At 36.1% G+C, this 12,388-nt stretch carries 11 protein-coding genes; 5 read left to right on the forward strand and 6 right to left on the reverse strand.

The window, feature by feature from the left end; translation table 11 throughout:
- Positions 1 to 25: 25 nt before the first annotated feature.
- Complete coding sequence (locus KBP46_RS03570) at positions 26 to 1,189, reverse strand: 2-isopropylmalate synthase (RefSeq protein ID WP_082798676.1); 1,164 nt, start codon at positions 1,187 to 1,189, stop codon at positions 26 to 28.
- Between the two features lie 148 nt (positions 1,190 to 1,337).
- Between KBP46_RS03570 and KBP46_RS03575 the strand changes: the two genes are divergently transcribed.
- Positions 1,338 to 2,882, forward strand: coding sequence for a hypothetical protein (locus KBP46_RS03575; protein WP_123278248.1), 1,545 nt, complete (start codon positions 1,338 to 1,340; stop codon positions 2,880 to 2,882).
- 169 nt (positions 2,883 to 3,051) lie between these two features.
- Here the strand turns inward: KBP46_RS03575 and KBP46_RS03580 are convergent, their stop codons facing one another.
- Complete coding sequence (locus KBP46_RS03580; RefSeq protein WP_216444645.1) at positions 3,052 to 4,026, reverse strand: dipeptidase; 975 nt, start codon at positions 4,024 to 4,026, stop codon at positions 3,052 to 3,054.
- A gap of 242 nt (positions 4,027 to 4,268) precedes the next feature.
- Between KBP46_RS03580 and thrS the strand changes: the two genes are divergently transcribed.
- Together thrS and infC are read left to right on the forward strand one after the other, a co-directional pair.
- Positions 4,269 to 6,188: a threonine--tRNA ligase gene (gene thrS / locus KBP46_RS03585; protein WP_216444646.1), complete on the forward strand. Its 1,920-nt coding sequence runs from the start codon at positions 4,269 to 4,271 to the stop codon at positions 6,186 to 6,188.
- A 174-nt stretch (positions 6,189 to 6,362) separates the two neighbouring features.
- Positions 6,363 to 6,863, forward strand: coding sequence for a translation initiation factor IF-3 (gene infC / locus KBP46_RS03590; RefSeq protein ID WP_027372223.1), 501 nt, complete (start codon positions 6,363 to 6,365; stop codon positions 6,861 to 6,863).
- A gap of 95 nt (positions 6,864 to 6,958) precedes the next feature.
- Here infC and KBP46_RS03595 read toward each other — a convergent pair whose 3' ends face one another.
- Positions 6,959 to 7,522, reverse strand: coding sequence for a hypothetical protein (locus KBP46_RS03595; protein WP_216444647.1), 564 nt, complete (start codon positions 7,520 to 7,522; stop codon positions 6,959 to 6,961).
- Positions 7,523 to 7,680: 158 nt separating this feature from the next.
- On the opposite strand from KBP46_RS03595, the gene KBP46_RS03600 reads away from it, so the two are divergent.
- Both KBP46_RS03600 and KBP46_RS03605 read left to right on the forward strand, forming a co-directional pair.
- Complete coding sequence (locus KBP46_RS03600) at positions 7,681 to 8,754, forward strand: resolvase (RefSeq protein ID WP_216444648.1); 1,074 nt, start codon at positions 7,681 to 7,683, stop codon at positions 8,752 to 8,754.
- Positions 8,755 to 8,840: 86 nt separating this feature from the next.
- On the forward strand, positions 8,841 to 9,407 hold the full coding sequence (locus KBP46_RS03605; RefSeq protein ID WP_062669748.1) for a hypothetical protein: 567 nt from the start codon (positions 8,841 to 8,843) through the stop codon (positions 9,405 to 9,407).
- 81 nt (positions 9,408 to 9,488) lie between these two features.
- Here KBP46_RS03605 and KBP46_RS03610 read toward each other — a convergent pair whose 3' ends face one another.
- Genes KBP46_RS03610 through KBP46_RS03615 form a run of 3 tightly spaced genes read right to left on the reverse strand, consistent with a single transcriptional unit; the run spans position 9,489 to position 12,327 of the window.
- Entirely contained in the window at positions 9,489 to 10,118 is a 630-nt protein-coding gene (locus KBP46_RS03610) for a response regulator transcription factor (protein ID WP_123278253.1), read from the reverse strand.
- A gap of 2 nt (positions 10,119 to 10,120) precedes the next feature.
- Positions 10,121 to 10,852: a sensor histidine kinase gene (locus KBP46_RS23465; protein ID WP_253297185.1), complete on the reverse strand. Its 732-nt coding sequence runs from the start codon at positions 10,850 to 10,852 to the stop codon at positions 10,121 to 10,123.
- On the reverse strand, positions 10,849 to 12,327 hold the full coding sequence (locus KBP46_RS03615; RefSeq protein WP_253297186.1) for a lipopolysaccharide assembly protein LapB: 1,479 nt from the start codon (positions 12,325 to 12,327) through the stop codon (positions 10,849 to 10,851). Before KBP46_RS03615 ends, KBP46_RS23465 begins: the two co-directional genes overlap by 4 nt.
- Positions 12,328 to 12,388 lie beyond the last annotated feature (61 nt).

Here is a 12,388-nt window from a genome sequence, read left to right on the forward strand (position 1 = left end):
TACTTTATCTTGATTTAAATCAAACCTATCCTATTTTTCTGGCGAAAGAATCCATCATAACACTCAGATCATCGTTGTCTATTTCTTTTTTAAGGTCAGCGATTTTCAAAAATTCCTGATACAGATAATCAAGTTCATTTTTGGTAACCTCATAACCGATATGCTTGAAACGGTAAGCCAATGCTGAACGTCCGCTTCTGGCAGTAAGAATGATTGAAGAGGCATTCACGCCTACTTCTGCAGGATCTATGATTTCATATGTTTCCCTGTTTTTAATGACTCCGTCCTGATGAATTCCTGAGCTGTGAGCAAAGGCATTAGCTCCTACAATAGCTTTGTTGGGTTGCACAGACATTCCCATCAGATCAGATACCATTGCGCTCATTTCATTCAGCATTCTGGAATTCACATCAGTATGCAGATTCAGATTTTTATGCTGTTTTAAAATCATGACGACTTCTTCCAGCGCTGTATTACCCGCTCTTTCTCCCAATCCGTTGATCGTACATTCAATCTGGCGGGCTCCATTAATTGCTCCGGCAATAGAATTGGCAGTAGCCAGTCCCAGATCGTTATGGCAATGACATGAAAGCACTGCTTTTTCAATTCCCTTTACGTTTTCTTTCAGATATTTTATTTTCTGACCATACTCTTCCGGCAGGCAATATCCTGTAGTATCAGGAATATTCAGGACAGTTGCTCCTGCTTTGATCACCGCTTCACACACTCGCGCCAGATATTCATTATCTGTTCTTCCTGCATCTTCAGCATAAAATTCAACGTCTTCAACATATGTTTTCGCATATTTTACTGCTTCTGCCGCTCTTTCAATAATATCTTCTCTTGTGGAGTTGAACTTGTATTTAATATGAGAATCCGAAGTTCCGATTCCTGTATGGATTCTTGGTTTCTTTGCCAACTTCAGCGCTTCTGCTGCTACATCAATATCTTTTTTATTCGCTCTTGTGAGTCCGCATACCTTTGCATTTTTCACCAGTTTTGAAATTTCTGAAACCGATTCAAAATCTCCGGGGCTGGAAATCGGGAATCCTGCTTCAATGATATCAATTCCTAATTCGTCAAGCCTTTCAGCAATAATCAGCTTCTGTTCCGTATTCAGTTTACATCCCGGAACCTGTTCCCCATCTCTCAGTGTCGTATCAAATATTTCGATTTTTTCGGAATTCATAAGTGAAGTTTTTTACTTAATTTTGGCTCAAAACTACAGCTTGCGATATTTTTTTATTTTCATTTTTCCTGAAAATTACAATATTCAACAGCTCAAAAAACAATTGTATTTATTTATTAATCAATAATTTAATTCCTTAAAATTTACAATGGCAGAATTGCAGAAAGATTTTTTGTTTGTATTGGTAAAGTCATTGACCACCTCTGAAAAAAGACAGTTTAAGCTCTACGTAAACCGACTCGGAATTAACGTAGATGCCAAATTCCTATTGTTATTTTCTGAGATGGACAAGATGAAAGAATATGACGAAAGTATTATTATTGAGAAAAAAATATCTACAAAACAACAGCTTTCTAACCTTAAAGCCCATCTTTACAAACAAATCCTGGTGAGTCTCCGCATGAACCCGAGTCATCAGAACTATAGAATCCAGCTTCGTGAACAGTTGGATTTTGCCAATATCCTGTATCAGAAAGGACTTTATAAACAGGCTTTAAAGATATTGGACAAGACCAAACAGACAGCTTTGGAACTGGATGAAAAGAGTATTGCTTCGGAGATCATAGATCTTGAAAAAGTAATTGAATCACAATTCATTACACGAAGTATTGAAGGTCGTGCCGAAGAGCTTATCAAGCAGTCTCAGGAGATCAGTAAACAAAACCGTTATACAACAAAATTATCCAATCTTTCGTTGAAATTATATAGCGAAATGCTGACCCATGGTTATGTTAAAAACGATGCAGACCGGCAGGAAGTCATGGACGTTTTTAACTCCGAGATTAAAAACATTAATCCTGAGAAATTGAATTTCACAGAGAAATTATGGTATTACAAAGCCCATGTCTGGAAAAACCAGCTTTTACAGGACTATAAATATACCTTGAAATATGCTTATCAATGGGTCGATCTTTTTCACAAGAAACCTGAAATGATCTATAGCCATCCTGTCTGGTATATCAAAGGGAATACGTATTTGCTGAAAATTTTGTTTTTATACGGAAATATTGATATTCTGGAGGAACATTTCCAGAACTTCAATACAATGGTTCATTCGGAGAATTTTGTTCAGAATGAGAACCTTCAGTCTCTTATTTTTCTTACTCAGTACAATACGCTGATGAATATTCACTTTGTAAAAGGAGAATTCTTCACAGGAACCAAACTTATTCCTGAAGTGGAATTAAAAATGGAAAAGCTCAGAGAGAGGATTGATGAGCACCATTTTATGATTCTTTACCTTAAAATGGCCGCCATGTTCTTCGGAAGTAAAATGTTTGAAAAGTCCATTGAATATTCTATGAGGATTATAGAATCCAAAGGAAATGTACAGGAAGACCTCTTGTTCCATACAAGAATTCTGATCTTAATGGCAAAATATGAGTCTGGCAATGATGAAGATTATGATGAATTTATTGCTTCTACTTTGAAATTTGCGAAGAAAATGAAAAAACCGGAAGAATTCCATTTTGAAAGCATTCAGTTTTTTAAGAACCTGAATAATCAAATCCCGGATCAGAGACAAAAAGCTTTTGAAAGCTTTGATAAAAAGCTGGAAGAATATTCCAATAATGAATATTATAGACGTTCGTTATTCTATATTGACATCCACGGATGGATTAAGTCCAAAGTTCAGAATGTGGATGTTATTGAGATTATCAAGCAGAAAGTAAAGTATAAAAGAAAGCATTAAATAAGAATATATAAAAATATATTTTTCAATAATTTACAATGTTTTATTTCATGTAAAATAAAACATCAAAAAACATTTTTTAATATAATCTTTTATAGATTTAGGTATTAACAGGTCGCTCCTCCGGAGCGACCTGTTAATTATGCTGTGATGTAATCGGATGATGATTTTATTTATACATCTTCTTTATAAAATTCAATGCATTTCTATGGCTGATTTTTTCCATCAGTTCATGTGAAAAACGCTTCTCAATTTCTTTATTGATAGCATTAAATGCAGATGCATCATCATATCCTTTAAAGAAAAATGGATGACGGGATTTATCAGGATGGTTTTTACAGAAGAAAAAATCGGCACCATAGGCAACTGCATCTTCTCCGCCCAAATCAAGGCCGTACTGAATATGTTCATATAACATTTCCGGATTTGTATCATCGACACAATTGCGGATAAAATTGAGTCCGATCAGCCCTTTTCTTTTAATCACTTCTTTCGCCAGTTCATCGGGAAGATTTCTCTTTTTATCATGTACCTGTCTGTAGTTGGAATGGCTTGCGATAACAGGAATTTTGTAGTTTCTCTGATCAATATAATTAAGAATTCCATAGGCAAGCTGATCACTGGTGTGGGCAAGATCAATAGCAATGTTTTTTTCTGAGAAATAGTCAAGCAGAACTTTACCGTCATCTTTCAATCCTACATCGGAATTGTTTCCTCCTCCAAAGCGGTTTTCAGTATGATGGGTTATTCCAAGGTAAAGAATTCGTTGTGTTTTTTCAATAATCGCTTCTAGATTTTTAAAACCCTTTTCCAAAGTGTCATCTTCGCCACAGAAGCCGGATGCATTTTCAATAGAAGCGATAACTCCTACTTTGCCTATATTTTCAGGATTTTTATAATTGTTACCATCGAATAAGAAAAAACTTTCATTTTGCAGGAGATCTGAAAATATTTCGCTCTGTTTTGCTCCGTAAGCAGTACTATTTTGCCCTGTCGCGGAGTATATAGCCATCACCTGAAGCTTTACATTTCCTTCTTTTAAATAAGGAAGTGAGCATCCAAGTTCTTTGTCGTTAATTAATGAACCCGGCTCCAGCAAATAGCATAATAAATCGCAGTGAAGGTCAACATTTATACCATTCATATTAATTGTAATTAATTTGTTTTTAAAGACTTACAAAAAGAACAAGGATTTTAATATTGGTATTATCATGAATAAAAAATCAAAGGTATTTTTCTATGAAAAACGAAATATGGAATTCAGTGAGACTAAAACCATCTGCATCTTTTACATTTTTAATATTAATTCTCATTCTAAATATATGCTAATATAGTATTTTATCTAAAAATTCCGTATTTTTGCATCTTAAAATTTCTTAGTAAACAATGATAAAAATTACACTTCCAGACAATAGTGTCAAAGAATTCGAGGGAGCAGTGACTCCCCTTGATGTGGCAAAATCTATAAGCGAGGGATTGGCTAGAAACACCATTTCCGCAATTGTTAATGACAAACAAGTAGAAACGACCACACCTATAACCACGGATTCTACGGTACAGCTTTTGACCTGGAATGATGATCTTGGAAAGAAGGCTTTCTGGCACTCTTCTGCCCACCTTCTGGCGCAGGCAATCCTTGAGTTTTATCCTGATGCTAAGTTGACCATCGGTCCTGCTATCGAAAGCGGATTCTACTATGATGTAGATTTCGGGGATGAAAGTCTATCTGAAAAAGATTTTGAGAAGATTGAGAAAAAGATCCTGGAAAATGCAAAGAAAGGTTCTACTTTCTCTTTATATCCGGTTTCTAAAGAAGAAGCTTTGAAGACGTATGCAGATAACCCTTACAAAGTGGAATTGATCTCTAATCTTAATGATGGGGAAATCACTTTTGTAACCCACGATAACTTCACAGATTTATGTCGTGGTGGTCACATTCCGAATACAGGAATCGTAAAAGCGGTTAAAATATTAAATGCAGCAGGAGCTTACTGGAGAGGTAATGAAAAGAACCCACAATTAACAAGAGTATATGGTATTTCTTTCCCTAAGCAGAAAGATCTTACAGAATATCTAGAAAGACTGGAAGAAGCTAAAAGAAGAGATCACAGAAAATTAGGTAAAGAACTTGGAATCTTCGCATTCTCTGAAAAAGTAGGTGCAGGTTTACCACTTTGGCTGCCAAAAGGTACTGCTTTAAGAAGAAAACTGGAGAATTTCCTTTCTGATGCTCAGAAAAAAGGAGGTTATGAATTCGTTATGTCTCCACATATTGGAGCCAAAGAATTGTATGTAACTTCAGGACACTGGGATAAATATGGTGAAGACAGCTTCCAGCCGATTAAAACGCCGAACGAAGGAGAAGAATTTTTGCTGAAGCCGATGAACTGTCCTCACCACTGTGAAATTTACAAAACTTCACAATGGAGCTACAGAGATTTACCAAAAAGATATGCAGAATTCGGTACGGTATACAGATATGAGCAAAGTGGAGAGCTTCACGGTTTAACGAGAGTTCGTGGATTTACTCAGGATGATGCTCACTTATTCTGTACTCCGGATCAGCTTTCTGAAGAATTTGAAAAAGTAATTGATCTTACGTTGTATGTATTCAAATCTTTAGGGTTTGAAGATTTTGTAACTCAGGTTTCATTAAGAGATCCTGAAAACAAACAAAAATATATCGGTTCTGATGAAAACTGGGAGAAAGCAGAAAGTGCGATCATCAATGCAGCTCAAAAGAAAGGTTTAAAAACAGTTGTAGAATACGGAGAAGCGGCATTCTACGGTCCGAAGCTTGACTTCATGGTGAAGGATGCTTTGGGAAGAAAATGGCAGCTTGGAACGATTCAGGTAGACTATAACTTACCGGAAAGATTTGATCTTCATTATATCGGAAATGATAATGAAAAGCACAGACCGGTGATGATCCACAGAGCACCTTTCGGTTCTATGGAGCGTTTTATCGCTATTCTGCTGGAAAACACTGCAGGTGATTTCCCGTTATGGCTGAGCCCGGATCAGTTTATTATTCTACCAATCAGTGAAAAATATGTAGATTATTCAAAAAAAGTTTCACAATTTTTGGAAAATCACGATATTAGCGGTCAGATTGATGAAAGAAATGAGAAGACAGGTAAAAAGATCCGTGATGCTGAATTGAATAAAATTCCTTTCATGCTTGTTGTAGGAGAAAATGAAGAGAAAGAAGGCACGATTTCTGTAAGAAGACGTGGAGAAGGTGATCTTGGAGCGATGAAGCTGGAGGATTTCGTTGCTTACTTCAAAAAAGAAGCAGCCATATAACTTTTAAATTAAAAGATTGAAGGATTCAAAAATTTTAATAATTAACTGGAATCTTTTAATTTTAAATATTTAAATCAATTAAATTAAGTAATTAACCAATAAAATTATAATACAATAGCACAAAGATTTAACAACAGGGGCCCACAGAGACGTCCGGTACAAGAGGACGCTCACTTGATCAACGATAAAATTCGTGTGAGAGAGCTTCGTTTAGTGGGCGATAACGTAGAGCCAGGAATTTATCCAATTGACAAAGCAAGACAAATTGCTGCGGAACAGGAATTGGATTTAGTAGTAATTTCTGACAAGGCAGAACCATTTATTGCAAGAGTATTGGAATACAAGAAATTCTTATACGAGCAAAAGAAAAAACAGAAGGAACTTAAAGCCAAGCAGGTAAAAGTGGTTGTAAAAGAGATCCGTTTCGGACCTCAGACTGATGATCACGATTACGAATTCAAAAAGAAGCATGCTGAAAAATTCCTTGAAGAAGGTTCTAAATTAAAAACCTACGTATTTTTTAAAGGACGTTCGATTATCTTTAAGGACCAGGGAGAAATTTTGCTTTTAAAACTTGCTCAGGAACTTGAGCATGTGGGTAAAGTAGACCAGCTTCCTAAACTTGAAGGAAAAAGGATGATTATGATGATGAGTCCTAAAAAACCAGCAAAATAATTAAGTCATTATTTTATATAAAGAAACCTCAAATTACTTTGAGGTTTTTTTATGCTTATATTTTAAGACAAGACTGTCCCGGGCTGCTCTACGGCTTATCCCTCAAAATCTCCACAGTCATGTTCTGTGAAAAGTGGCAAAGCTTTTTTGGTGGTAAAATATTTTGATATTCTTTTGTTCTTTAACTCCAGTTTTTTGCCTTCTATCACAAGTTCGTAAACGGGTGCTTTATCTATTTGAGTTAAAATATAGGTTCTTTCCGGTGTTTTAAAGATCGTTTTGTTTTCTTCAGTAGTGTATGAAAAATCATCAATTTCAAAAGTGTCTTTTTCATCACAGACGTTGGTCCATCTGATCTGCTTCTTCGTTATAGAAAGACTGGCCAAATCGCATGAGTAACAGTTCCCGGAGAATTCTATACCATATTTATCAGGCACATTGGGGCTTTTACTATTCAATACGTCAATAGGAACCAATGTTGAAAAATCAGCTGGAATTTCTACTGGTTCCGGATCATTCTTCACTGGTTCCGGTTGAGATGATGCCACTTCTTTTTGAGTATCCGGAGATGTATTTGTTTCTGTTTTTTTGTCTGAAGAAGGTGAACAGGATGCCAATAAAGCAGTCACCATTGAAAGGCTGATTATTAAGTTTTTCATTTTTATAAAGTAAATTACAATATTGAGGTTTTCATTTTGTAAAATTCTCCAAAATCCATCGTTCAAAATATCCCTGTTTTCGGCCATTTATTCCCTATATCAGGTGGTTTTATTGGCTGCTGGTCTGAATACTGATACATTTGCGCAAAAATATAAAAATGAAAGTCATCAATCAATTCTTTATATCATCCATGGTGATTCTTGCAGGATGTAACCAAAAGGATAAAACATCAGAAACACATAATGTAAAAACTGAAGTAAAGCAGAAAACGGTAACATTTGCCGATTTCAAAAAAATACAAGGCGTGGACAATGTTCAGGAGGTACCGTTTCAATTATTTACTAAACTGGATTCTGTACAGTTTTTTACCGCGCCGAATACAGATGCTCCCTATTTGAAAATGCCTTATAATAAACTCGATAATTATTATGGATTTGAAGAGTTTGAGGACTTCTATTCTATTCATTACAGCATTAATAATAACATTTCGAACAGTATTGAAGCGTTTGTCCTGAAGTCGGAATTCACACCGGCATACGAACTTACGTTAAAAGGGGTTGACCTTTATGAGATCAGAAGCAGCACTTTTAGAGAATCTAGTGATTCTAAGAATAAATCTTTTAAGAAGTTCGGGACCATCGTGGAGATTTCTGAACAGGAATTTAAAGCCAGTTCAAAAAAACAAATTGGTGAAAAGCTGGTAAAAAATCCCAATATACAACTGCAGGCAGATAACTGGGTTTACAAAGAAAACGGCAGAGAAGACGTCATTACACAACATGAAAGTATCTCTACCGAGACCGGACCGCTTGCCAATGAATATGTAGGAAGGTCACCCTATTTAAACCTGGAAGTATTCAAAGAAAATTCTGATGAAGCTGCAGATTCCTACTATTCTTTTTACAGTTTAAAAAATGCAGTTATGTTTGAACTGAGTACAGAAGGTTATCCGCAAATCCTTCCAACTAAAGGCTGGGTTACCTTCATTTCATCCAATCATGATGTGGGGAGTAATTTTGTTATTTCTAAATACTTTCCTCAAACTAAGAAACAGGACAACCTTTTATATGTGAATTTCACCAACTTTAAAATAGCAGATGATAAAAAGGCTTTCTGGACCGATAATGACACTTTCTATGCAGAAGTCTACCCTCTTAACTCTGCTTCGGCTAATGGTAAAAAACATAAAACGGCTTATATAAAAATCCAGCTGAAGACTGACCTGCTTTAATTTGATGAAATAAAAACCCCTGAAATCAGCGAGTGCACAGGGAAATAAAGTCTAATATCTTTGCTGCAATTATTTAAAGAGATACAATGAAAAAATTAAGTTTGACCCTTCTTTTTTGTTTATTAAGTTTTATGACTTTTGCACAATCGTTAAAAGTCGTTATTAAACAGGATGGAAAAGTAATTGACCCCGTGAATGATGTTTATGAACTGAAAAAATCTCCTTTTTTATTTGAAATCACGTCTTCCAATCTGGAAGGATTTTTAGTGGGTGCCACAACAAATAAAGACATCTATGCAGGAGCTTTGGGCGTTTTGAATACTGAAGTTCCATGGTTCCAGAATACAGGTATGGCCGAAGAGCTCTATAACAAGGATAAAGAAATGTTTCTGATGGATTCCGCGCCTTCATACTGGTATTATACAGATGCAAAAGATCACAGATTTGATAAAAACCCAAAAGGCAATGCAAAGCAATGGACTGCTACCCGTACGATTACAAGATTTTATGATATCATGGTAGATCAGCCCATCAGTTTAAAAGATTTTGACGGCAGCGTTTTCATCCTGATGTACCAGCCGGTTTACAATGACGAATACGATTTAGTAGACAAAAAGAATCTGTTTCAGGCTGCGTTGAAATTTAAAGATTAACCGTACACACCCAAATTATTTGATTATATAAGAAAAAGGCTGCTTACATGATGTGAGCAGCCTTTTTTCGGGATGATTATTTTATTCGATAATCAAGCCGTATTCTATAGCTAATTTTATAGCTGAACTCAGGTTGGAGGTCTGAAATTTTTCGATAAGATTTTTGCGGTGGCTTTCTACCGTGTGCGGACTTATAAAAAGCTTTTCCGCCATTTGATTGGTAGTAAGCCCTTTTGCTGCTTCACCCAGAATTTCTTTTTCTCTTCGTGTCAGTTTCGGAACCTGACTTAATCCGTCTGTTGATTTTTTCTCCAGAACAGCTTTGGTTTGAGAGCATAAAAACCTGTTACCGCTATATACAGCATTAATTCCTTCGATAATTTCGGAAACTGAAGCATTTTTTTGAATATATCCCAAAGCCCCTTCAGCAAGAGTACTGTTGATGACGGGCAGTTCGTTATGAACACTAAGGATAATAATCTGAAGGCTGCTGTACTTTTTCTTTAAAGGTTTGATGAGTTCAATGCTGTTGGTATCTTCCAGATTAATGTCGAGCAGCAGAATGTCAACCGCCTGTTTTGCAAGGCCTGCATTCATTTCGGAGACACTTTTGAAACAATCTACGACATCTATTGTTTCATTGTTGCCTAAAATATTTTTCAGACCTTCCAATAGAAGCGGATGATCGTCTGTTATGGCTACTTTTATCATGTTTAATGAATAGGGATTTGAAGTTCTATACTGGTGCCAATATTTAATTCGGAGGTGATATTCATGGTTCCTTTTAAAAACTGGACTCTTAATTCTATATTGTGAAAACCTGCTGTTTTTCTAACGTCTAAATTAGTATGATCGAAACCTTTACCGTTATCCTCTACCGTAAGATTTAATAGGTTTTCTTCTTCGCTTACCTGAATGATAATTTCAGAAGTCTCGGCATGCTTTATCGCATTGTTGACCAGTTCCTGAATAATCCTGTAAATGATCAATTGCTTTTCCTTCGATATGGAATTGCTGTAATTGATAAACTCTGTATGGATTTCCAGAGCATGATTGGAAATTCGTGAAGCAAACTCCTGAATAGCCACTTCCAAACCGTATTTTGTTAATAAATCAGGCATTAGATTATGTGCCACCCTTCTCAGTTCTTCTACAGCACCATCGATCTGTTCAATTGATTTTGAAATTCCTTCTTCAATATTTTCGGATTGATGAGGATTTAAATAAGAAAGTTGATGCTTAGTTCCGGACAGCAAACCTCCCAATCCGTCATGGAGATCACGGGCGAGACGGCCACGCTCCTGCTCCTGCCCTTCAAGCAATGCAGTAAGGGTAGATATTTTCGAGTTTTGTTTTTCCTGTTCCATGGCTAAAGCATGCAATTCGTCTCTTCGTTTAATAGACCTGGCACGCTGTTTATAGGCATACAGCAACAAGAGGATCAAAATAATGAAAAAGATAATAAAAAAATGTAGTACGTATTGATCTTTTCCTTGAACGCCAGAAGCTTTTTAAAGGTATTAATATCGTTATTCTTCTGTTGGGTTTCCAATTTTGCCAAACGAAGCTGCTGTTCTTTTTTCTCGGATTCAAGTTCTGAGAATTTCAGTCTTTCACGCTGGTTTTCTTCTACCAATTTTAGGTTGTTATAAACCTGTTCACGCTGTGCACGCAAAATATTAATAAGTTTGATTTCCTGTGCTTTCTTGTCGCTTTCGAGCTGTAGCTTGATGTACTTTTGCTCCTGTCGCTCTTTATCAAACTGGGATTCTAATCTTTTGGTGATATCCAGTTTTTCCTGATCGTAAATGCTCTTGTATTGATCAACATAGCTTTTATAATAAGTCAGTGCTTCTTTATAATTACCCTGCTCTTCACTAATTCTGGATAGAGATTCAAGGATAGACAATTCTATCATATGATTTCTTACCGGGCTTTTCCCAATTTCCATGGAGGCTTTCAGAAAATAAGATTTGGCTAAATCATAATTTTTATCCTGCAATGCCAATTCTGCCAGAATTCCAAAGGAAGAAGCAATGTGAATAGCATCACCAATCTCCAGGCTCACTTTATTGGCTAACTGTGCATATTGCATAGCTTTATCACTGTCAAACCCAGTATATAAATTAGCTAAATTGATGGCAGCATATGAGAGGCTGTTTCTGCTAAGCATCGCATCTTTATTTTTATTAAAAGTCGCAATAGCCTGTAAATAATACTGTTCCGTTTTATTTCGAAACATTGTATTGGATGGCTCCTGTGTATATTTTTGTTCATATACGTACCCCATCCGCATGTAAGCATCAAAGATAAGATTGGGGTCATTTTGCTTGGAAGCTAACAATAGAAATTGTTTGCTGTATTTTTCTTCCAGCTGATATTCATTCAGGTCAGAATAAATGGCAGATAATTCCTTGGCTGCATTACCCAATCTTCCATATAGTGTGGAAGTAGTTGGTGAGTTTTCATAATATTCGATCGCTTTCAGGTAAGCAGCGACAGCATCGGTCGTTTTATTATTGCGTACCAGAATCCAGCCTTTTGCATATTGTACATAACCCTTTGCTTCATTACTACTCGTTTTTAAGCTGTATGCCCTAGCCATATCAAGGCTTTTTGAAGACTCCGCGGTTTTATTATCCAGCCGGTAATTCATGGCCTGTACCGCATATAAAATTGTGGCATACTTTCCATCCGCCTGTTTTGCAGCAAGGGAAATATTAGTATCTAAAATCTGGTAAGATTTGGGCTTAAGATTATGAAAGAATAATGCTGTAGCGTACCTGGGAGCCAGGTTGAGCTGTTCTGCCGTATTGTTTGAGGCATGGCTGTATTCTCTTTCTAATTTGCTTAAAACATCCTGTGCCTGAACAAAAAATGGACAAATAAGTAAAGTAAATATAAGTAATAACCTGTGCATCAAACCCTTATCTTTATTAAATTGCATTCCATTAAGGAACGTAAATATAGGTAAATCCCTG

Source organism: Chryseobacterium sp. PCH239 (genome assembly GCF_018924625.1).
GTDB classification, from domain to species: domain Bacteria; phylum Bacteroidota; class Bacteroidia; order Flavobacteriales; family Weeksellaceae; genus Chryseobacterium; species Chryseobacterium cucumeris.